This window comes from Nonomuraea maheshkhaliensis, assembly GCF_039529435.1.
Taxonomy (GTDB): Bacteria; Actinomycetota; Actinomycetes; order Streptosporangiales; family Streptosporangiaceae; genus Nonomuraea; species Nonomuraea maheshkhaliensis.
Window position 1 is genome coordinate 289,841 of sequence record NZ_BAAAMU010000001.1, and the last position, 19,876, is coordinate 309,716.

Below are 19,876 nucleotides of genomic sequence, written 5' to 3' on the forward strand. Positions count from 1 at the left end.
TCAGCGACGGGCGTCCTCCCGTCTCGGCCTAACGCTAGTGGGCACGCCGTGCTCGGCGACGTCCACGTACGCGGCGGTGAACGTGCCCCAGTAGCCGAAGATCCGGCCGAGCAGCGGGTTGGAGACGGTCACCGCGATCCTGAAACGCTCGATCCGGTCGTCGTAGTGCTCGGTGACGACGGCGGTGCCGGTGGCGGCGGAGGGGATGCGGACGGCGAGCGGGCCCTCCAGCAGGCGCTGGCGGCCGGAGCGGATGACCAGGCCGCCGCGGTCGTCCACGGCGAGCGCGAGCGGGGCCGCGATGTGCTGGTGACTGCCCAGGTAGTCGAGCACCTGCGCCCTGGTCTCGTCGTAGATCATCGTGGCGTCGAAGCGGCTGTGCGGGAAGGTGCGGACGAAGGTCACGGTCTCGCGTCCGTACGAGTCGGCGTACGGATAGTTCTCGATCCGGAACGGGAGGTCGTGGCCGGTCTCCGCCACCAGGATGTTGCGGCGGCGGCCGAGGGCCAGGAACGGCTGGACGACCAGGCCGGCGTTCCAGACGCGGTGCATGACGCCGGTGCCGACGCAGGCCTCGCCGCTGTCCAGACCTACCCGGAAGCGGCGCTGGAGCTGGGGGTGGAGGCGGGAGAAGCCGGGGCCGAGCGCGCGTTCGAAGATCGAGGGCATGGCGTGGTCGCTCCGTTTCCTTGCTGGGGGCGGCGCAGGCAGCGGCGGGCCGCCGGTGTGGTGGGGAGGGGTGGCACGGTCAGGGCGAGCGCGGCTACCGCCAGGACGGCCAGGGGCGGCAGTACGCAGGCGGCCAGTGCGACGGCGGCCGTGCGCAGGGCGGCCTCGGCGAGGGCCTGGCGCAGGAGGCGTTCCGGAGTTCTGCCGGTCTCCAACCACAGGCGCAGCCGGTCGAACGACCAGGCCGTGGCCCACCACATCAGGCGGGTGGGCAGGACGTTCGGGCGGTAGCGGTAGCCGGTGAGGAAACGGACACCCCCGGCGGGGGCGGGGAGATAGCGCCAGTAGCCGGAGCCGGAGCGGATGGGCGAGAGCGGGTGCGTCGAGCCGAACCGGAGTGCGGAGGTGCGGCTTCCGGAACGGTTTCCGGCGCGGTTTCCGGTACGGGTCCCGATGGTGCTTCCAGCGCGGTTCGCGGTGGTGCCTCCATGACGGCTGCCGGTGGTGCTTTCTGCGCGGTGGCGGCTCTGGGTGGCGACGGCGGTGCCGGAGACGCCGAGCGTCGTGTAGCGCAGCCGGCCGCCCGGCAGGGGCTGGATCCGGCCGAAGCGCAGGTCCCAGCGCTGGTGCTGAGTCAGGTCCTGGGTGGCCTGCCACACCTCCTCCATGTCGGCCTTGATCAGGGTCTCGACGTACACGCGCATGCTGACACCGCCAGGAAGTTGAGCGGACGCTTAACGGCAGACTACGGTCATTTGAGCACTCGCTCAAGTGGCTTCGAAGTGTCGGTCGCTTCTGGTACACAGGCGGCATGGGTGTGAGCGTCGATGAGTTCCTGGAGTTGCTGAAAGAGCTGCCCGAGGTCAAGCAGGGCCACGGCGGTGAGTGGGTCGCGTTCAAGGTGCACGGCAAGGGGTTCGGCTACCTGTGGGAGGCGACCGAGACCGTCGGGCTCAAGGCGACGATCGAGGAGCAGATCGCGCTCGTCAGTGAGCGGCCCGAGGTGTTCGAGGTGCAGTTCACGGCGGGGCGGTTCGGCTGGGTGGTGGTGCATCTCGACCGGATCGAGGCCGACGAGCTGTTCGAGCTCATGGCCGAGGCCTGGTGCCTGACCGCGCCCACGCCGCTCGTCGAGAAGTTCGAGGCGACCCACCCGATCGGGCAGAAGGTGCAAGCGCCGTAATCTCGGGCAACGTGACTTCTGTGAACGTACGGCCGCGTCCCTGGTCCGACGGTGACGCGCCGGTCCGGCTACGACCCTGGTCCGAGGCGGACGCGCCCGTCGTGCTGCGTGCCTTCCAAGCCCCCGATCTGCGGCCGCAGGCGCCGCTGCCCGTGCTCACCCTCCAGGACGCCGCGGGCTGGATCGCCGCCTGGTCCGGTGTCGGCCACGCCTTCGCCGTGACGGTGGGGGAGCGGGTCGTCGGCAATGTCGCGGTGGACCGGATCGACGGCAACGACAACGGCTGGGTGTCCTACTGGGTGGTGCCCGAGGCCAGGGGGCAGGGGGTCGCGGCGGCGGCCACCGAGTTACTGGCCCGGTGGGCGTTCGAGGAGCGCGGGCTCTACCGGCTGGAGCTGGGCCACCGGACGAACAATCCGGCCTCCTGCCGGGTCGCCACCAAGGCGGGCTTCCTGCCCGAAGGGATCGAGCGGAGCAAGATCTGTTACGACGGTGTCCGTTACGACGTCGAACGGCACGCCCGCCTCGTCACGGATTGATCGACAACCGGGACGTGTGGGGTGGGCGTAGCCTGGTCAGGGTGGGTGGGGCTGAACTACCCTTTGCGAAATGGACAGCGCGAGTCTGGCCGCGGCCGGGCTGCTGGCGGCACTGGGGCGGGCGTCGGAGATTCTCGCGGAATTACGCCACCCCTTCGCCAGGAGTGAGCGCTTCACTCTTTTCCTCCCGCCGGCCGGCGTCCGCGTCGGCACCGTCGTCATCCTGCCCGACGGCCGCGAGGTGCGCTTCGAGGTGTCCATCGTGACCGCCGGCGACGTCTTTCACGTGGACGGCGGCATCGACGCGGAGGGCGAGTCGCTGCTGGAGCTGCCGCGCAAGAGCGTGGAGACGATCCAGGACGGGCTGGCGGTGTTCGACGACTACGCGGGAGAGGTGACGGCTCCGGCGGCGCGGGTCATCGACGGACTGCTCGAAGAATTGTCGGACAACTAGACGAACGGTGTCTGGTTGTCTGACAATGAGTCCATGAGGAATGGACCGCTCGCCGTCGTCGGCGCCTCCGTGCTCTGGGGCACGGCGGGCACAGCCGGCCTGCTCGTCAGCGCCGACTCTGTGGCCCTGGCCGCCGCGCGGCTGGTGATCGGCGGCGCGGCGCTCGGCCTGCTGTCCGGGGCCGGGCTGCGCCGCACGCTCAGCCCTGGGCTGCTGCTCGGCGCGGTGGCGGTGGCCGCCTACCAGCTCTGCTTCTTCGCCGCCGTGAGCCGCACCGGGGTCGCGATCGGGACCGTCGTCGCGATCGGCAGCGGGCCGGTGTTCACCGGGCTGCTGTCGTGGCTGCTGCACGGCCGCCGCCCGAGCGGGCGATGGACCGCGGCCACCACCGCCGCTGTCTGCGGCTGCGCGGCACTGATCATCGGCGGCGGCATCCAGGCCGACGCCCCGGCGGGAGCGCAGGCGGGCATCCAGGCGGGATCGCAGGTGGTGTCGGGGATGCTGTTCGCGTTGCTGGGTGGGCTGCTCTACGCGTTCTACGCGGTCACGGCGGCGCGGGCGATCGGGCAGGGCGGTGAGTCCAACGCGGTGATGGGCGTCATGTTCGGCGGAGCCGCGCTGATCATGCTGCCGGTGCTGGTGATCAGCGGGACCGGCTGGATCGCCTCGCCCGGCGCCCTGGCCGCCGTGCTCTACCTCGGGCTCGGGACCACCGCCCTGTCCTACTTCCTGTACGGCCGCGGCCTGCGCACCACCCCCGTGGCCACGGCCGCCACGCTGGCCCTGGCCGAGCCGGCCGTCGCCGCGCTGCTCGGTCTGGTGGTGCTGGGCGAGCGGCTGACCCTGGTGTCGATCGCCGGGCTTGTCCTGCTGGATCTTAGTTTGGTGGCTGTGGCCGTACCGGAACGTACACCGGAAATGCAGCTAGAGTCGCAGCCGTGACCTTGCCCCTCAGACCCGTCTCCACCGTGGGAGCGCTCGCCGACGCCCTGCGCAGCAGGGTGTTGTCCGGCGAGATCGCGCCCGGCACCGCGCTGCCCGAGCAGGAGATCGCCGCGGCCTACCGTGTGGCCAGGCCGACCGTCCGCGAGGCGCTGGCGGTCCTGGTCAGCGAGGGGGTGCTGCGGCGCGAGCGCAACCGCAGCGCTCATGTCCCCGAGGTGACGCTTTCGGACCTCGAAGATCTCATGTACGTGCGCCGCCCCCTGGAGGACCTGATGGCGCGGGCCCTGACCGGCCGGACGGTGGCGGGGGCGCAGGCCGCGCTCGACCGGATGGCCGCGCTGCCCGCCGACGCGCCCTGGTCGGAGATGGTGGGCGAGCACATGGCGCTGCACCAGGCGCTCATCGAGGCGGTCGGCAGTCCGCGGCTGGAGCGGCTCTACGGCGCGCTGGCCGTCGAGACCAGGCTCGGGCTGGTCCGGCTGCGTGCCGTCTACAAGGACAGGGACGTGCTCGTCCGCGAGCACCGCGAGTTGCTGGAGGCCATCGCGAACGGGCCGGAGGAGGCCGCGCGGGCGGCGGTGGCGGCCCATCTCAGCCACTCCTGGGGCGGCGAGGAGCGTCCCCCGGGCCCCGCGTGAGCGCCAATGAGCGCGAACCCTTGCGGTACTGCCCCGTAACTCGCAAGAATCGCGGCCATGCACGGCAATCCGATGCCGGACTCCTACGTGTATGTCACGGAAGAGGGCGTCACTCGTCACTACGCGGACGGTAGCGTCGAAGCCCTCGCCTGGGAGGACGTGGTGGAGGTCCGTGTCGTCACCGAATCCGGGGAAGACGTCCTCTACATCCTGCTCGACCGCGACGGCGAGGGCTGCGTCGTGCCGCGCTCGGCCACGGACGCCACGTTCCTGGCCCGCCTGCGCTATCTACCCGATTTCGACCTCGATCGGCTGACGGTGGCGAGCGACTCCGCGCACGACGGGGTCGTGGTGGTCTGGCGCAGCCCGGACCCGCCGTCGGCGCTTCCTGATCTTGAGTACGACTAGCCCTGATCGGGCGTACGACTGGCTCTGATCCGGAGGACGACGAGCCGTGATCCCGCGTACGACTAATCGTTTCGCATAACGGTAACCTCACGAAATATCCTGGCAAAACTCGCATTCCACCTGCGTACTGCTGCCACTGATGGATCGTTCCGTCAACCCCCTCGCCCGCCCATCAATCGTCCGATTGTGGACATTTGATGGTATTTCCCGGGTCGGAATCGATCTTTACTCTTTAGTGGGGGCCGCCGCCCTTGTTGTTCGTGGGAGCTGTCAACCCATGAGGCTCAAGGAACGTCCGGTTATCGCGGTGCACAGAGTTGTCAGGATGGTGTTATGAGGGTGGGGACTGGGGAGTCCGCCGCCGTGCTCCTCGAGGCCGTACCGCGCCGCGCGTCGAGCATCTGGACGCGTGCGTACCTACGGCTCCTGTTATCCGGGGACACGATGTGCGCGCTGTTCGCCTGCGTGTGCGTGCTGGGTGTGCGGCTGATCGCCGGCGCCTACATTCCCGCGGCCGAGTTCGTGCTGGGCTTCGGCCTGGTCGTCGCCTGGCCGCTCGCGCTCATGATGGGCGGCGCGTACCGCCAGCGCGCCAACGGCGAGGGAACGGAGGAGTTCAAGGCGGTGTTCAACGGCGGCGTCGGGTTGATGGCCGCCGTCGCCATCATGGCCTACGCCACGCAGACGGTGATCGCGCGCAGCTTCGTGATGGCCATGCTGCCGCTCGCGCTGCTGGCCACGATCTACTACCGCTATCGCATGCGCAAGCGGCTCCACCGAAGGAGAGCGGTGGGCGAATACATGCGCCAGGTGATCGCGGTCGGGCACCGGGAGTCGATCCTCGACCTGGTGCTGCAGTTCAGGCTCCAGCCATATCACGGAATGCGGGTGGTGGGAGCCTGCCTTCCTGAGAACGCGATGGACGTGGACCTGGACGGCATTCCGGTGCTGGGCTCGTTCGGCGACGTGGCGCGCGTGGTGGAGCGGGAGCGAGCCGACGCGGTGGCCGTGCTGGCCTGCCCCGAGCTCGACGGGGCCGCGCTGCGCCGGCTGGCCTGGAGCCTGGAGACGGCGCGCACGGATCTGTTCGTGGCCCCGGCCCTGCTCGACGTGGCCGGGCCGCGCATCAGCATCAGGCCGGTCGCGGGGATGCCGCTGCTGCACGTGGAGCATCCCGAGTTCAACGGCATGCGGCAGTTCGTGAAGGCCGTGTTCGACCGGCTGGTCGCGGGGGTCGCGCTGCTGGTCCTGGCGCTGCCGCTACTGGTGCTGGCGCTGGTGATCCGGCTGACCAGCCCCGGGGGCTCCCTGTTCTCCCAGGTACGGGTCGGCAAAGACGGCAAAGAGTTCCGTGTCGTGAAATTTCGTACGATGGTGGTGGATGCCGAAAGGCTCAAAGGCGCCCTCCTCGACGACAACGAGTTCGACGGCGTGCTGTTCAAAATTCGGAACGATCCAAGGATCACCCGGGTAGGCGCTTTCCTGCGGAAATACTCCCTCGACGAGCTGCCCCAGCTGCTCAACGTCCTGCGTGGCGAGATGTCCCTCGTCGGCCCCCGCCCCCCGCTGCCGGAAGAGGTGGGCAAGTACGGCGCCGACGTCCGCCGCCGCCTTGTCGTCAAGCCGGGCATGACCGGGTTGTGGCAGGTCAGCGGACGCTCCGACCTGACCTGGGAGGAGTCCGTCCGTCTCGATCTGCGTTACGTGGAGAACTGGTCGCTCATCCTCGACCTGCAGATCCTCTGGAAGACCTGGTCCGTCGTCACCCGTGGAGAAGGGGCGTACTAGCGGTGAAAGCACTCGTGCTCGCCGGGGGGTCGGGCACACGGCTACGACCCATCACGCACACCTCGGCCAAGCAACTGGTCCCGGTTGCCAACAAACCGGTCCTCTTCTACGGCCTTGAGGCCATCGCCGCGGCCGGGATCACGGAGCTGGGCCTGGTGGTGGGCGACACCCACGCCGAGATCGAGGCGGCGGTGGGCGACGGCTCGGCGTTCGGGCTGCAGGTCACCTACCTGCGCCAGCAGGCGCCGCTCGGGCTGGCCCACGCCGTGCTGATCGCCCGCGACTACCTGGGCGACGAGGACTTCGTCATGTACCTGGGCGACAACTTCATCGTGGGCGGCATCAACGACGTGGTGGAGCGGTTCGCCAGGGAACGGCCGGCGGCGCAGATCATGCTCACCAAGGTCGCCGACCCGCGGCAGTTCGGGGTCGCCGAGCTGGACGCGGAGGGGCGCGTGGCCGGCCTGGAGGAGAAGCCGGCCCGGCCCAAGAGCGATCTGGCGCTGGTCGGCGTCTACCTGTTCGGCCCGGCCGTGCACGAGGCGGTGGCCGAGCTCAAGCCGTCGTGGCGGGGCGAGCTGGAGATCACCGACGCGATCCAGTGGCTGATCGAGGCCGGGCTGCGCGTCGAGTCCTCGATCATCTCGGGCTACTGGAAGGACACCGGCAACGTCACCGACATGCTGGAGGTCAACCGGCTGGTGCTCGAATCGGTCGAGCCCCTGGTCCAGGGCCGGGTGGACGCGGTCAGCGAGCTCATCGGCCGGGTCGCGATCGAGCCGGGCGCCGTGGTCGAGCGCTCCCGCGTCGTGGGCCCGGCCATCGTCGGCGCCGGCGCCAGGATCCAGGACAGCTACGTCGGCCCGTACACCTCGATCGGGGCCTCCTGCGCCATCACCGGCAGCGAGATCGAGTACTCGATCGTGCTGCCGAGAGCCTCCATCGCCGGGGTCGGCCGGATCGAGTCGTCGCTGATCGGGCATGACGTCGAGATCACGCCGGCTCCCAACACGCCCAAAGCCCACCGTCTCGTACTGGGCGATCACAGCAAGGTACAGATCAGTTCTTGACATCCTCCCCCTCCTGAAGGAGGGGGATTCCCACGGTCGCCCATGGGTCTTCCTGCTTCACGGCCGGTCGCCCGCCCGAGAGGAGTCTCGTTGAGGTCTTACACCGGCTCCACAGGCGTTTCAGCTCTCCGCCGGCCCGGCGGCGGGCACGTTCCTGGCCGCGTTGACGTCCCGGTCATGGGCCGCGCCGCAGGCGCACTGCCACATCCGGACGTTCAGCGGCATCGTCTCTCGCACGGCGCCGCAGGCCGAGCACAGCCTGGAGGAGGGGAACCAGGGGTCCACCGCCACCAGCGTGCGCCCGTACCAGGGCGCTTTGTACTCCAGCATCGACCGCAACTGTCGCCAGGCCGCGTCCGAGACGGCGCGGGCCAGCGAGTGATTGCGAACCATGTTGCGGACGGTCAGGTCTTCCACGGCGATCACCTGGTTCTCGCGAACGAGCCGTGTGGTGACCTTGCGCAGGTGGTCTGTCCTGCGGTCGGCGATGCGGGCGTACACCTTGGCGACCTTGAGCCGAGCCTTGGCCCGGTTGGCGCTGCCTTTCTCCTTGCGGGACAGCGCCCGCTGCGCTTTGGCGAGCTTGCGCCGGTCGCGGCGCTTGTGCCGGGGGTTGACGATCTTCTCTCCGGTGGACAGGGTGGCCAGCGCGGTGATGCCCGCATCCACGCCCACCGCCTGTTCTGCCGGAGCGAGCGGGGCGATCGTCTCCTCCACCAGGATCGACACGGACCAGCGCCCCGCGGCGTCCTGGCTCACGGTCACCGTGGACGGCTGTGCGCCTTCTGGCAGCGGGCGCGACCACACGATCGCCAGCGGGGCGTCCATCTTCGCCGGCGTCAGCTCGCCCTCGCGCCAGCGGAACGCCGAGCGGGTGTACTCCGCCGACGCCCGCGCCTTCTTGCGGGACTTGAAGGTGGGGTACTTGGCACGTTTGGCGAAGAAGTTCGCGAACCCGGCTTGAAGATGGCGCAACGTCTGCTGCAAGGGCACGGACGACACCTCGCGCGGGAAGCCGAACTCGCCGCTGCGCTTCCGCTGTGTGAGCGTCGCCGACGACTCGGCGTAGGAGACCCGTTTGCCTTCCTAGTCGTAGGCGCGGGTGCGCTCTTCGAGGGCTTTGTTGTAGACGAGGCGGACGCAGCCGAACGTCCGGGCAAGCTGCGAGGCTTGCTCGGGGGGCGGGTGGAAGCGGTATCTGTAAGCCCGCTTCACGATCTGCGCCACGCCTGGCATCCTACCGAACGATCAAGGAAAATTCGCGTGCTTGTTCGATACGACGGGTTGGCCGGCGGCGAATCGCCCGTTCCTGCCCTGCTCCGCAGGGGTCCGGTTCCTCCTCCGCCTGAAGGCGGGGGTTTCCTCGGAGGTTTCTGATGACAAGAATTCTGGTGACGGGTGGTGCGGGATTCATCGGCTCCCACTTCGTCCGGAGCCTCCGCGACACGACCCCCGCCGACGCCCCCGCCGACGCCTCGGCCGACCTGGACGTCACGGTCCTCGACAAGCTGACGTACGCGGGCAACCGGGCCAACCTCGACGGGGTCGCGCACACGTTCGTGCACGGTGACGTCTGCGACGCCGAGCTGCTCGCCCGCGTCGTCCCCGGGCACGACCTGGTGGTCAACTTCGCCGCGGAGTCCCACGTGGACCGCTCGATCGAGGGCGCCGCGCCGTTCATGCACACCAACGCGCTCGGCACCCAGACCCTGCTCCAGGCCTGCCTGGAGGCGGAGGTGCCGAAGGTGGTGCAGGTGTCGACGGACGAGGTCTACGGGTCGATCGACATCGGCTCGTGGGACGAGGCCGCGCCGGTGCGGCCGCGCTCGCCGTACGCGGCCTCGAAGGCGGGCGGCGACCTGATCGCGCGCGCCTACGCGATCACGTACGGGATGAACGTCTCGATCACCCGCTGCGGCAACAACTACGGGCCCAGGCAGTACCCGGAGAAGGTCATCCCGCTGTTCATCACGAACCTGCTGCGCGGCAGGAAGGTGCCGCTGTACGGGGACGGCGGCAACGTACGGGACTGGATCCACGTGCGCGACCACTGCGCGGGCATCCGCCTGGTCGCGGAGCGGGGCGAACCCGGCGAGGTCTACCACATCGCCGGCACGGCGGAGCTGACCAACAAGGAACTCACCACGCGCCTGCTCGAAGCCTGCGGCCGGGACTGGGACATGGTCGAGTACGTCGCCGACCGCAAGGGCCACGACCGCCGCTACTCCCTGGACGACAGCAAGCTGCGCGCCCTCGGCTACCGGCCGCAGGTCCCGTTCGAGCAGGGGTTGAAGGACACCGTCCGCTGGTACGCGGAGCACCGCGACTGGTGGGCGCGGTGATCGCTCTTTTATGCCTGGAGGCGGCATGAGGTGGCTCATCACGGGGGCGGGCGGCATGCTCGCGAGCGACGTCCTCGACCGGACCGCGCTGACCGGCGAACCGGTGCTCGCGCTCGGCCGGGACGAGCTGGACGTCCGCGACCGGCGGGCGGTGCGCGACTTCGTCTGCGCCTACCGGCCCAGGGTCGTGCTCAACTGCGCCGGCTGGACGGCGGTGGACGACGCCGAGGCGAACGAGGCCGACGCGCTGGCGGTCAACGGGACCGCCGTGCGCTGGCTGGCCGAGGCGTGCGACCTCGTGGGGGCGAGGCTCGTCCAGGTGTCCACCGACTACGTCTTCGACGGCGCCGCCGCGCTGCCGTACGGGGAGGACGCGCGGACCGGGCCGGTGAACGCGTACGGCAGGAGCAAGCTGGCGGGCGAGACGGCGGCGCTGGAGCACGGCCACTACGTGGTGCGCACGGAGTGGCTGTACGGCGCGCGGGGCGTCAACTTCGTCCGCACGATGATCCGCCTGGCCGGGGAGCGGTCGAGCGTGGACGTGGTGGACGACCAGCGCGGGCAGCCGACGTGGAGCGCCGACCTGGCCGACTATCTCGTCCGGCTGGCGCAGTCGGACCTGCCGCCCGGCGTTTACCACGGCACGAGCTCGGGGGACACGACCTGGTGCGGGTTCGCCAAGGAGATCTTCGCGCTGCTGGGCGAGGATCCGGGACGGGTGCGCCCGGTGCCGTCGTCGGCGCTGTCGCGGGCGGCGGTGCGGCCGGCGAACAGCGTGCTGGCCCACACCCGGTGGCAGCCGATCAGGCACTGGCGCGAGGCCCTGCACGCGGCCTGGCCGGTGCTGGCGACGAGCCGTCAGCGGAGCGTGGCGTGAGACCCGGCAAGAGCGGCAAGCCGTCAGCGCAGCGTCGCGTAGTACTCGGCGCAGGCGCGGTGGTCGGGCAGCAGCCCGCCGGCCAGCGCCTCCTCCAAGGTCGGCGCCTTGGCGTCCTTCTCCGACAGCACCGGCTCGACATCGGTCGGCCAGCCGATCGACAGGGCCGGGTCGAGCGGATGGACCCCGTGCTCGCGAGCGGGCGCGTACGGCTCGGAGCACAGGTACGCGACCGTGGCGCTCGGGCTGAGCACCATGAACGCGTGCCCCAGGCCCTCACCGACGAGGACGGCGGTGCGCGACTCGTCGTCGAGCGTCACGGCCTCCCAGCGGCCGAACGTGGGCGAGCCCACGCGCAGGTCCACGACGACGTCCATGACGCTGCCGGACAGGCACATCACGTATTTGGCCTGCCCGGGCGGCACGTCGGCGAAGTGCACGCCGCGCAGCACGCCGTGGCCGGAGACCGAGCAGTTGACCTGGGCCAGCTCGAACCGCCGCGGCAGGTCGGCGGCGCGGAAGGCCTCGAAGAACGCGCCGCGGGGGTCGGTGTGGACGCGCGGCGTGTGGCGCCAGGCGCCATCGATGCCGAGGGGATCCATGGTCCGACAGTAACGAGAGCACCGGCCCCGGCGAAATATCAATCTCTTGGAGCGTGCGAATGATGACTTGCCGGTTATGCGGCTCGGCGGAGCTCGCCAGTGTGGTGGACCTCGGGGCGACACCTCCCTGCGAGCGCATCCTCACCGCCGAGCAGCTCGAAGAGCCAGAGCAGACCTATCCGCTGCACCTGCGCGTGTGCACGTCGTGCTGGCTGGCGCAGATCCCGCCGCTGATCACCCCCGAGGACACCTTCACCGACTACGCCTACTTCTCCTCCTACTCCGCCTCCTGGGTCGAGCACGCCCGCGCCTTCGTGGCGGGGCTGGACCTGCGGCCGGACGCGTTCGTGGTGGAGGTGGCCAGCAACGACGGCTACCTGCTGCGGCACGTGGTGGACCGGGGCGTGCGCTGTCTCGGCATCGAGCCGTCGGTGAACGTGGGCCAGGCGGCCAGGGAGCGCGGCGTGCCGACGGTGACGGCGTTCCTGACCCCGGAGAGCGCCCGTGCCGTCGTACGGGAGCACGGCACCGCCGACCACGTGGTGGCCAACAACGTCTACGCGCACATCCCCGACGTGATCGGCTTCACGAAGGGCCTGCGCACGCTGGTGGCCGACGACGGCGTGATCTCGATCGAGGTGCAGCACCTGCTCACGCTGATGCGGCTGAACCAGTACGACACGATCTACCACGAGCACTTCCAGTACTACACGGTCGCCTCCGCCCGCCGGGCGCTGGCCAGTGGCGGGCTGACGCTGGTGGACGTGGAGCTGCTGACCACGCACGGCGGCTCGATCCGGCTCTGGGCCCGGCCCTCGGGCACGCCCTCGCAGCGGGTGGCCGACGTGCTGGCGATGGAGAAGGCGGCGGGGCTGCACGACATCTCGGGCTACATCGACTTCACCGAGCGGGTGGCCAAGGTCCGGCGCGACCTGCTGACGTTCCTGGTCGACGCCGCCGAGGGGGGCAGCACGGTGGTCGGGTACGGGGCGCCGGGCAAGGGCAACACGCTGCTCAATCACTGCGGGGTCCGGCCCGACCTGCTGGCGTACACGGTGGATCGCAATCCGTACAAGCACGGCAAGTTCACCCCCGGCGCGCGCATCCCGATCTTCCCGCCCGAGCGCATCGCGGCCGACCGGCCCGACTACGTCCTCGTCCTGCCGTGGAACCTGCGGGACGAGCTGATCGAGCAGCTGTCCTACATCCGTGACTGGGGCGGCCGGCTGGTCTTCCCCATCCCCACACTGGAGGTCGTGTGAAGGTCGTCCTCTTCTGCGGCGGGTACGGCACGCGCATGCGTACGGCCGGCTCCGGCGACGTGCCGAAGCCGATGCAGCTCGTCGGCCCGAGGCCGCTGATCTGGCATGTCATGCGCTATTACGCGCACTTCGGTCACAAGGAGTTCGTGCTCTGCCTCGGTTACGGCGCCGAGCAGATCAAGAACTTCTTCCTGCGGTACGAGGAGACCGCCTCCAACGACTTCGTCCTGCGCCGCGGCGACGTCGAGCTGCTGGGCAACGACATCTCCGACTGGACGATCTCCTTCATCCACACGGGGATCGAGTCGTCGATCGGGGAGCGGCTGCGCCGGGTGCGTGAGCATCTGGAGGGCGAGGAGATGTTCCTGGCCAACTACGCCGACGTGCTGACGGACGCGCCGCTGCCGGAGATCATCGGCAGGTTCGCCGCGTCGGGGGCGGGCGGCACGCTCATGGCGGTGCCGCCGCCGGGCACCTTCCACTGCGTGGAGGTGGGGGAGAACGGGATGGTCGGGCAGATCACCGCCGTCACCGAAATGCCCTTATGGGTAAACGGCGGATATTTCGTCTTACGTCAGGAAATCTTCGACCACATCCCCGAGAACGGCGACCTGCTCGTGGACGGCTGCAAGGAGCTGGCCAAGCGCGGCCGCCTGATGGCCTACCCCTACCGCGGCTACTGGCGGCCCACCGACACCGTCAACCAGCGCATGGAGCTGGACCGGGCCTACATCCGGGGCGAGCGGCCCTGGGCGCTGTGGGAGCGGGCGTGAACCGGCTCTTCCCGTCGGGCCTGCGCCGGATCGCCCTGCTGGCCGCCCACTGCGACGACCTCGCCATCGGCGCGGGCGGCACGCTCCTCGTCATGTGCACCGCGCACCCGGGCATCAAGGTCGACGCGCTGATCCTGTCGGGGGGCGGGACCGTGCGCGAGGAGGAGGAACGCAACGCGCTGGCCGCCTTCTGCCCAGGCGCCGACCTGCGCGTCGAGGTGGGCAAGCTGCCCGACGGGCGGCTGCCGGCCCACTGGGACGACGCCAAGGCCGCGGTCGAGGGGATGCGCCTGCGTACCGAGCCGGACCTGATCCTGGCCCCCCACGCGGGCGACGCGCACCAGGACCATCGCGGGCTGGCCCAGCTCGTGCCCACCGCCTTCCGCGACCACCTCACACTCGGGTACGAGATCCTCAAATGGGACGGCGACCTCGGCCGGCCCAACGCCTACCAGCCGCTCGACCTGGCCCTGGCCGAGCGCAAGGTCAACCTGCTGTGGGAGCACTACCCCTCGCAGCGGCACCGCCCCTGGTTCGACAGGGAAGCCTTCCTCGGACTGGCCAGAATCCGCGGCATCGAGTGTCACGCACGCCATGCGGAGGCGTTCTACCTGCACAAACTCGCCCTAGATCTAGCTGGAGGCTGATCGGCATGCGTGTGTTACTCACGGGGCACCAGGGCTACCTCGGCACCGTCATGGCGCCGGCGCTGGCCCGGGCCGGCCACGAGGTGGTGGGGCTCGACTCCGGGCTCTTCGCCGAGTGCGTGCTCGGCCCGCCGCCCGACGACCCGCCGGGCCACCGGGTGGACCTGCGCGACGTACCGGCGGAACTGCTGGCCGGCTTCGACGCGGTGATCCACCTGGCCGCGCTCTCGAATGACCCGCTGGGCGCGCTCGCGCCCGAGCTGACCTACGACATCAACCACCACGCCTCGGTCCGGCTGGCCAGGCTGGCCCGCGACGCGGGCGTGCGCCGCTTCCTGTACGCCTCCACCTGCTCGGTGTACGGCGCCTCGGGCGGCGACGATCTGCTCGGCGAGGACGCCCCGCTGCGCCCGGTCACCCCGTACGCGGAGTCGAAGGTCCGCGTCGAGGACGAGCTGGTCGAGCTGGCCGACGCCGACTTCACGCCGGTGTTCCTGCGCAACGCGACCGCGTTCGGCTTCTCCCCGAGGCTGCGCGCCGACATCGTGCTGAACAACCTGGTCGGCCACGCGCATCTGACCGGGCAGGTGCGCGTGCTGTCGGACGGCACCCCGTGGCGGCCCCTCGTGCACGTGGCCGACATCGCCGACGCCTTCGTGGCCGCGCTCACCGCGCCGCGCGAAGCCGTGCACGCCAGGGCCTTCAACGTGGGCGGCGAGCAGAACAACCTGACCGTCGCCGAGATCGCCGGGCACGTCGTGGAGGCGGTGCCCGGCTCCGAGCTGCTGGTCACCGGTGAGACGGGAGCCGACCCGCGCTCGTACCGGGTCGACTTCTCCCGCATCCGCGCCGCGCTGCCGGAGCTGCACGCCCGCTGGACGGTGAAGGCGGGCGCCGTCGAGCTGGCCGACGCCTACCGGTGCCACGGGCTGACGGTCACGGACTTCCGCCAGCGCTTCACCAGGCTGGCCTGGCTGGCCGACCGGCGCGCGGCCGGCACGGTCTCCGAGGAGCTGCGGACGTGACAGGCGAGGAGATGTACGCCCTGGTGGAGCGGCTCTACCCGCTGTGCCGCTCCATCACGGGCGACGGCGTGCGCGCCACGCTCGGCATCGTCGGCGAGCACCTGGAGCTGGAGGTGCACGAGGTGCCCACCGGCACCCAAGTGCTCGACTGGACCGTGCCCAGGGAGTGGAACATCCGCGACGCCTACGTCAAGGACCCGTCAGGGGCCAGGGTGGTGGACTTCCGGCGGTCGAACCTGCACGTGGTGGGCTACAGCGTGCCCGTCTCGGCCGTCATGACGCTGGACGAGCTGCGCCCCCGCCTGCACACGCTGCCCGAGCAGCCGGGCCTGGTGCCGTACCGGACCTCGTACTACGCCGAGACGTGGGGGTTCTGCCTGAGCCAGGACACGCTCGACGGGATGGGCCCTGGGCCGTACGAGGTGGTGATCGACTCGACGCTGGCCGACGGGCACCTGACGTACGCCGAGCACGTCGTACGGGGGCGCACCGACGAGGAGGTGCTGATTTCCTGCCACGTCTGCCATCCGTCGCTGGCCAACGACAACCTGGCCGGCATCGCCGTGGCCGTCGCGCTCGCGGGCCGACTGCGCGAGCCCCGCTACACCTACCGGTTCCTGTTCGCCCCCGGCACGATCGGCGCCATCACCTGGCTGGCGCGCAACCGGGAGCGCACCGGGCGGGTCCGGCACGGGCTCACGCTGGCCTGCGCGGGGGATCCGGGGGCGCTGACGTATAAGCGCAGCCGGCGCGGGAACGCGCCCATCGACCGGGTGCTGGCGGCCGTGCTGCGCGACCGGCCGCACACGATCGTCGACTTCTCGCCGTACGGGTACGACGAGCGGCAGTTCTGCTCGCCCGGCTTCAACCTGCCCGTCGGCAGCCTGACCAGGACGCCGTACGCGGGCTACCCCGAGTACCACACCTCCGGAGACGACGTGGGCTTCGTCTCGCCCCAGGCCATGGCCGACACTCTGGACGCGCTCTGGTCGGCGGTGGAGGTGCTGGAACGTGACGGCCGCTACCAGAACCTGAGCCCGTACGGGGAGCCGCAGCTGGGCCGGCGCGGCCTGTACGGCTCACTCGGCGGCAGAAGTGACACGAAACAGGCGCAGATGGCGATGTTATGGGTGCTGAACCTGTCGGACGGCGACCACGGCCTGCTGGACATCGCGGAGCGGTCGGGCCTGCCCTTCCAGGCGGTCGCCGAGGCGGCGGGCGCGCTGGAGGGCGCGGGCCTGCTCAAGCGGGTGGGAGAGAGCGCATGAACCTGCGGGTGGGGGACCTCGTCGAGGTGCGGAGCGAGGCGGAGATCCTGGCCACGCTGGACGAGCGGGGCGAGCTGGAGAGCCTGCCGTTCATGCCGGAGATGCTGGCCTTCTGCGGGCGGCGGATGACCGTGCACAAGGTGGCGCACAAGCTCTGCGACACCATCAGCCGCAGCGGCATGCGGCGGATGGAGCGCGCCGTGCACCTCACCGGGGCGCGTTGCGACGGCGGCGGGCACGGCGGCTGCCAGACGGCCTGCTCACTCTACTGGAAGGAAGCCTGGCTCAAACGGGTCGAACCCGGCACACCGCAGGCCCCGGCCGTGCCCGAGGAGCGCCTGCTGAAGCTGGTCGAGGCCCACACCCGCAAGGGCGAGGACGCCTACTCCTGCCAGGCCACCGAACTGCTCCGCGCGGCACCTGTCTGCCTGCCCTTCCGCGACCTCGGCCAGTACGTCACCGACGTGCGCAGCGGCAACGCGGGCGTGCTCGCGACCGTCCGCACGTTCCTCGTCGGGCTGTTCAACCGCTTCCAGGACGTCAGCAAGAAGGTGCTGCCTCGCCGCCTGTGGATCAGGGGCGGGCTGCGCTGGGGCTTCGTGCAGGGCCGCGCCGGCCGGGTCACCCCGACCGGCAGCCTGGACCTGCGGCCGGGCGAGCTGGTCAGGATCAAGTCGAAGGACGAGATCCTCGACACGCTCAACGACGACCTGCTCAACCGCGGCCTCGGGTTCGAGGAGGAGATGGCCCGCTACTGCGGCAGGACGGCACGCGTACGCGCCAGGGTCGAGCGCTGCCTGGACGAGAAGACCGGGCGCATGCTGACCATGAAGAGCCCCTGCATCATCCTCGACGACCTGGTCTGCGAGGGCGTCTACAACGCCAACTGCCCGCGCGAGTTCGTCCCGTTCTGGCGGGAGATCTGGCTGGAACGGGTGCCGGCCGGCGGGGAAGCCCCGTGAGCGAGGTCGGCGACATAGGCCGCAAGGCCGGGCGCGGCCTGCGCTGGAGCCTGCTCGGCAACCTGGTGATGAAGGCGGGCTCGTTCGTGATGAGCCTGGTCCTGGCCAGGCTGCTGGTGCCCGAGGACTTCGGCGTGTTCGCCATCGCCCTGGCCGCCACCCAGTTCGTCATCTACATCAACGACGCCGGGGTGATCGCGGCGACCGTGCAGTGGCGCGGCCGGCTGGAGGAGGTCGCCCCGACGGCCACCGTGGTCGCCATCGCGTCCAGCCTGGCCCTCTACGCCCTGTTCTGGGTGATCGCTCCCTTCTACGCGCGGCTGGCCGGCAGCGAGGACGCCACGTGGGTGATCCGCGTCCTCATGGCCACCAACGTCGTCTACGGGCTGACCGCGGTCCGCAGTGCCGCGCTCATGCGCAGGTTCGAGCAGGACAAGCTGGCCTGGGCGAACCTGGCCGGCTTCGTGGTCAACGCCGGCGTCTCCATCACGCTGGCCGCCAACGGCGCCGGGGCCTACAGCTTCGCCTGGGGGCAGCTCAGCGGCGGGGTGCTCACCGGGCTGATGGTGGTCGTCCTGGCCCGGGTCAAGATCGAGCTCGGCTTCGACCGCGCGCTGGCGGCCCGGCTGCTGCGGTTCGGGCTGCCGCTCTGCGTCAGCCTGGGCATCGAGGGGCTGCTGCTCAACATGGACGCGGTCATCGTCGGCGACGTGCTCGGGCCGGTGATGCTGGGCTTCTACCTGCTCGCGTTCAACATCTCCAGCTGGGTGCCCGGCCTCATCGGCACCGCCATCCGCTACGTCGCGCTGCCCAGCTTCGCGCGCCTGGCCGAGGAGGGCGAGGAGTCGATGCGGGAGGGCGTGCGGCAGGCCGTGCCGCTGCTGGCCGGCATGGTGCTGCCGATCGCCGTGCTGATGGGCACGCTCGCGCCCGCGGTCGTGGAGTTCCTGTACGGCACGCCGTGGCTGCCCGCCGCCCAGGTGCTGCGCTTCCTGGCCATCGTCATGGCCGTGCGCATGCTGACCCTGCTCATCACCGACATCCTGGCCGCGCTCGGCCGGACGAAGTCGACCATGTGGGTCAACCTGTGCTGGGCCGCCGCGCTGCTGCCCGCCCTGCTGGCCGGCGCTGAGCTCGACGGCATCGAGGGTGCGGCCGTGGCGCACGCCACCATCGCGGTGCTGGTGGCGCTGCCGCTGCTCGCCGTGGCCCTGCAGCGCTCGGGCGTGCCCGCGCGGCTGTTCGGCGCCGGGCTGGCCCGGCCGCTGCTCGGCGCGGCATTGGCCGGCGGCGTCATGGCGGGCCTGGCCGCCGTGATCGACGGCCCCTTCTTCGAGCTGTGCGTGGCCGGCGGGGCGGGGCTGCTGCTGTTCGTGCTCGTCGTGGTGCCGCGCGCCGTGCTGAAGCGACTCGTACGCCAAGGGAGGGTCCATGCGCGACTCTGAGCTCGTCTCGATCGCCCTGCCGGTCAGGAACGGGGCCGGACGCCTCGAAGGCGTGGTCCGCTCGGTGCTGGCCCAGGACCATCAGCACATCGAGCTGGTCATCTCCGACAACGCCTCCACCGACGCCACCGAGGAGCTCTGCCGCGACCTGGCCGCCGGCGACGAGCGGATCGTCTACCACCGGCACCCGCGCAACGTCGGCCTGCTCGGCAACTTCACCCACGCCGCCAGGATCTCGCGCGGCGCGTTCATCCGCTGGATCGGCGACGACGACCGGCTGGAGCCCTCCTGCGTCTCCCGCGCCCTGGCCGCCTTCGCCGCAGACGAACGGCTCATCCTCGTCACCAACCAGGTGGCCTACACCCGCGACGGCGGCCAGGTCACCACCACCCCCTACCCGGGCCCGGGGGAGGGCGCGACGGCGGGCGCCGGGCTGGGCTCCGACGACCCGGTCGAGCGGTTCGCCGAGATGCTCAGGCTGCTCAACGAGAGCCCGTTCCTCATCGACCCGCTCTACGGGCTGCTGCGGCGCGGGCCCGCGACCGAGATCCCCCGGCGCAACATGCTGCGCGAGGACGAGGTCTACGCGGCCAAGCTGGCGCTGGCCGGGCCATGGGCGCACGTGCCCGAGGTGCTCTCGCACCGCAACTGGCGGACGGAACGGATCACCCGCCTGGCCGGCCGCCTCGACGTGCCGTCCTGGCAGTCCCACCTGGCCAACACGCTCCAGTGCAGGGAACTGCTGCGCTGGCTGCACCAGGCCGAGCTCACCGAGGCGCAGCGCCGCCGGGCCCGTACGGCGGTGCTGCGCATGTTCGCACGACGCCAGCGGCGCACCATCGCGCACAGGAGCCGCAAGCTCCTCTCCATGGTCCGATTCGTGTAACACGTCCGATGAACAGAGCGATTTCCCATGGAACGAGAAGTGACGGGGGCGGAAAAGTGCGCTTCTGGAGGACCGTCCTTGGTCTGGCCCGGA

Annotated in this window: 21 protein-coding genes and 1 pseudogene; 18 read left to right on the forward strand and 4 right to left on the reverse strand. The window is 70.5% G+C overall.

Annotated elements, in window-relative coordinates; translation table 11 throughout:
* Both ABFX54_RS01420 and ABFX54_RS01425 read right to left on the reverse strand, forming a co-directional pair.
* Window positions 1-669, reverse strand: a complete 669-nt coding sequence (locus ABFX54_RS01420; protein WP_346101006.1) for a DUF4166 domain-containing protein — start codon at window positions 667-669, stop codon at window positions 1-3.
* Window positions 591-1,373, reverse strand: a complete 783-nt coding sequence (locus ABFX54_RS01425; protein WP_346101007.1) for a hypothetical protein — start codon at window positions 1,371-1,373, stop codon at window positions 591-593. The genes ABFX54_RS01420 and ABFX54_RS01425 overlap by 79 nt, the downstream gene beginning before the upstream one ends.
* 107 nt (window positions 1,374-1,480) lie before the next feature.
* On the opposite strand from ABFX54_RS01425, the gene ABFX54_RS01430 reads away from it, so the two are divergent.
* The 8 genes from ABFX54_RS01430 to ABFX54_RS01465 all read left to right on the forward strand — a co-directional run bounded on the left by ABFX54_RS01430 (window position 1,481) and on the right by ABFX54_RS01465 (window position 7,694).
* The gene (locus tag ABFX54_RS01430; protein ID WP_346101008.1) at window positions 1,481-1,852 is read left to right on the forward strand and encodes an MmcQ/YjbR family DNA-binding protein; all 372 of its coding nucleotides are present in this window, start codon (window positions 1,481-1,483) and stop codon (window positions 1,850-1,852) included.
* 11 nt (window positions 1,853-1,863) lie between these two features.
* Entirely contained in the window at window positions 1,864-2,391 is a 528-nt protein-coding gene (locus tag ABFX54_RS01435) for a GNAT family N-acetyltransferase (RefSeq protein ID WP_346101009.1), read from the forward strand.
* A gap of 70 nt (window positions 2,392-2,461) precedes the next feature.
* On the forward strand, window positions 2,462-2,845 hold the full coding sequence (locus ABFX54_RS01440) for a hypothetical protein (protein WP_346101010.1): 384 nt from the start codon (window positions 2,462-2,464) through the stop codon (window positions 2,843-2,845).
* A gap of 33 nt (window positions 2,846-2,878) precedes the next feature.
* Window positions 2,879-3,787 (forward strand): DMT family transporter, encoded by a 909-nt coding sequence (locus ABFX54_RS01445; protein WP_346101011.1) that lies wholly within the window; start codon window positions 2,879-2,881, stop codon window positions 3,785-3,787.
* Complete coding sequence (locus ABFX54_RS01450; protein WP_346101012.1) at window positions 3,784-4,428, forward strand: GntR family transcriptional regulator; 645 nt, start codon at window positions 3,784-3,786, stop codon at window positions 4,426-4,428. The genes ABFX54_RS01445 and ABFX54_RS01450 overlap by 4 nt, the downstream gene beginning before the upstream one ends.
* Window positions 4,429-4,485: 57 nt before the next feature.
* Window positions 4,486-4,836, forward strand: coding sequence for a hypothetical protein (locus tag ABFX54_RS01455; protein ID WP_346101013.1), 351 nt, complete (start codon window positions 4,486-4,488; stop codon window positions 4,834-4,836).
* 333 nt (window positions 4,837-5,169) lie between these two features.
* Window positions 5,170-6,624 (forward strand): sugar transferase, encoded by a 1,455-nt coding sequence (locus ABFX54_RS01460; protein ID WP_346101014.1) that lies wholly within the window; start codon window positions 5,170-5,172, stop codon window positions 6,622-6,624.
* Between the two features lie 2 nt (window positions 6,625-6,626).
* Window positions 6,627-7,694, forward strand: a complete 1,068-nt coding sequence (locus ABFX54_RS01465) for a glucose-1-phosphate thymidylyltransferase (RefSeq protein ID WP_346101015.1) — start codon at window positions 6,627-6,629, stop codon at window positions 7,692-7,694.
* Here the strand turns inward: ABFX54_RS01465 and ABFX54_RS01470 are convergent.
* A pseudogene (locus ABFX54_RS01470) lies at window positions 7,684-8,921 on the reverse strand (RNA-guided endonuclease InsQ/TnpB family protein). The gene ABFX54_RS01465 and the pseudogene ABFX54_RS01470 sit on opposite strands and share 11 nt — an antisense overlap.
* A 149-nt stretch (window positions 8,922-9,070) precedes the next feature.
* Here ABFX54_RS01470 and rfbB point away from each other — a divergent pair.
* Both rfbB and rfbD read left to right on the forward strand, forming a co-directional pair.
* Window positions 9,071-10,036, forward strand: a complete 966-nt coding sequence (gene rfbB, locus ABFX54_RS01475; RefSeq protein ID WP_346101016.1) for a dTDP-glucose 4,6-dehydratase — start codon at window positions 9,071-9,073, stop codon at window positions 10,034-10,036.
* A gap of 25 nt (window positions 10,037-10,061) precedes the next feature.
* Window positions 10,062-10,913: a dTDP-4-dehydrorhamnose reductase gene (gene rfbD, locus ABFX54_RS01480; protein ID WP_346101017.1), complete on the forward strand. Its 852-nt coding sequence runs from the start codon at window positions 10,062-10,064 to the stop codon at window positions 10,911-10,913.
* Window positions 10,914-10,936: 23 nt separating this feature from the next.
* Here rfbD and ABFX54_RS01485 read toward each other — a convergent pair whose 3' ends face one another.
* The gene (locus tag ABFX54_RS01485; RefSeq protein ID WP_346101018.1) at window positions 10,937-11,515 is read right to left on the reverse strand and encodes a dTDP-4-dehydrorhamnose 3,5-epimerase family protein; all 579 of its coding nucleotides are present in this window, start codon (window positions 11,513-11,515) and stop codon (window positions 10,937-10,939) included.
* A gap of 59 nt (window positions 11,516-11,574) precedes the next feature.
* On the opposite strand from ABFX54_RS01485, the gene ABFX54_RS01490 reads away from it, so the two are divergent.
* The 8 genes from ABFX54_RS01490 to ABFX54_RS01525 are packed head-to-tail and all read left to right on the forward strand — an operon-like array spanning window position 11,575 to window position 19,783.
* Window positions 11,575-12,777, forward strand: coding sequence for a methyltransferase domain-containing protein (locus ABFX54_RS01490; protein ID WP_346101070.1), 1,203 nt, complete (start codon window positions 11,575-11,577; stop codon window positions 12,775-12,777).
* A complete protein-coding gene (locus ABFX54_RS01495) occupies window positions 12,774-13,550 on the forward strand; it encodes a sugar phosphate nucleotidyltransferase (protein WP_346101019.1) in 777 nt (258 codons plus the stop codon). The genes ABFX54_RS01490 and ABFX54_RS01495 overlap by 4 nt, the downstream gene beginning before the upstream one ends.
* Window positions 13,547-14,197, forward strand: a complete 651-nt coding sequence (locus ABFX54_RS01500; protein ID WP_346101020.1) for a PIG-L deacetylase family protein — start codon at window positions 13,547-13,549, stop codon at window positions 14,195-14,197. Before ABFX54_RS01495 ends, ABFX54_RS01500 begins: the two co-directional genes overlap by 4 nt.
* A gap of 5 nt (window positions 14,198-14,202) precedes the next feature.
* Complete coding sequence (locus ABFX54_RS01505) at window positions 14,203-15,222, forward strand: NAD-dependent epimerase/dehydratase family protein (RefSeq protein ID WP_346101021.1); 1,020 nt, start codon at window positions 14,203-14,205, stop codon at window positions 15,220-15,222.
* The gene (locus tag ABFX54_RS01510) at window positions 15,219-16,490 is read left to right on the forward strand and encodes a DUF4910 domain-containing protein (RefSeq protein ID WP_346101022.1); all 1,272 of its coding nucleotides are present in this window, start codon (window positions 15,219-15,221) and stop codon (window positions 16,488-16,490) included. The genes ABFX54_RS01505 and ABFX54_RS01510 overlap by 4 nt, the downstream gene beginning before the upstream one ends.
* Window positions 16,487-17,452 (forward strand): hypothetical protein, encoded by a 966-nt coding sequence (locus ABFX54_RS01515; RefSeq protein WP_346101023.1) that lies wholly within the window; start codon window positions 16,487-16,489, stop codon window positions 17,450-17,452. Before ABFX54_RS01510 ends, ABFX54_RS01515 begins: the two co-directional genes overlap by 4 nt.
* Window positions 17,449-18,897 carry an oligosaccharide flippase family protein gene (locus tag ABFX54_RS01520; protein WP_346101024.1) on the forward strand — a complete coding sequence of 483 codons (1,449 nt, stop codon included), beginning with the start codon at window positions 17,449-17,451 and terminating at the stop codon, window positions 18,895-18,897. The genes ABFX54_RS01515 and ABFX54_RS01520 overlap by 4 nt, the downstream gene beginning before the upstream one ends.
* Window positions 18,884-19,783 carry a glycosyltransferase family 2 protein gene (locus tag ABFX54_RS01525; protein WP_346101025.1) on the forward strand — a complete coding sequence of 300 codons (900 nt, stop codon included), beginning with the start codon at window positions 18,884-18,886 and terminating at the stop codon, window positions 19,781-19,783. The genes ABFX54_RS01520 and ABFX54_RS01525 overlap by 14 nt, the downstream gene beginning before the upstream one ends.
* Window positions 19,784-19,876: the final 93 nt, after the last annotated feature.

What these genes read in the sequence shown, in the direction of transcription:
- ABFX54_RS01445 (WP_346101011.1), top strand. Translation starts at nt 2,879, where the DNA reads ATGAGGAATGGACCGCTCGCCGTCGTCGGCGCCTCCGTGCTCTGGGGC.
- rfbB (WP_346101016.1), top strand. Translation starts at nt 9,071, where the DNA reads ATGACAAGAATTCTGGTGACGGGTGGTGCGGGATTCATCGGCTCCCAC.
- ABFX54_RS01430 (WP_346101008.1), top strand. Translation starts at nt 1,481, where the DNA reads ATGGGTGTGAGCGTCGATGAGTTCCTGGAGTTGCTGAAAGAGCTGCCC.
- rfbD (WP_346101017.1), top strand. Translation starts at nt 10,062, where the DNA reads ATGAGGTGGCTCATCACGGGGGCGGGCGGCATGCTCGCGAGCGACGTC.
- ABFX54_RS01460 (WP_346101014.1), top strand. Translation starts at nt 5,170, where the DNA reads ATGAGGGTGGGGACTGGGGAGTCCGCCGCCGTGCTCCTCGAGGCCGTA.
- ABFX54_RS01455 (WP_346101013.1), top strand. Translation starts at nt 4,486, where the DNA reads ATGCACGGCAATCCGATGCCGGACTCCTACGTGTATGTCACGGAAGAG.
- ABFX54_RS01515 (WP_346101023.1), top strand. Translation starts at nt 16,487, where the DNA reads ATGAACCTGCGGGTGGGGGACCTCGTCGAGGTGCGGAGCGAGGCGGAG.
- ABFX54_RS01525 (WP_346101025.1), top strand. Translation starts at nt 18,884, where the DNA reads ATGCGCGACTCTGAGCTCGTCTCGATCGCCCTGCCGGTCAGGAACGGG.
- ABFX54_RS01425 (WP_346101007.1), bottom strand. Translation starts at nt 1,373, where the DNA reads ATGCGCGTGTACGTCGAGACCCTGATCAAGGCCGACATGGAGGAGGTG.
- ABFX54_RS01490 (WP_346101070.1), top strand. Translation starts at nt 11,575, where the DNA reads ATGATGACTTGCCGGTTATGCGGCTCGGCGGAGCTCGCCAGTGTGGTG.
- ABFX54_RS01505 (WP_346101021.1), top strand. Translation starts at nt 14,203, where the DNA reads ATGCGTGTGTTACTCACGGGGCACCAGGGCTACCTCGGCACCGTCATG.
- ABFX54_RS01485 (WP_346101018.1), bottom strand. Translation starts at nt 11,515, where the DNA reads ATGGATCCCCTCGGCATCGATGGCGCCTGGCGCCACACGCCGCGCGTC.
- ABFX54_RS01440 (WP_346101010.1), top strand. Translation starts at nt 2,462, where the DNA reads ATGGACAGCGCGAGTCTGGCCGCGGCCGGGCTGCTGGCGGCACTGGGG.
- ABFX54_RS01420 (WP_346101006.1), bottom strand. Translation starts at nt 669, where the DNA reads ATGCCCTCGATCTTCGAACGCGCGCTCGGCCCCGGCTTCTCCCGCCTC.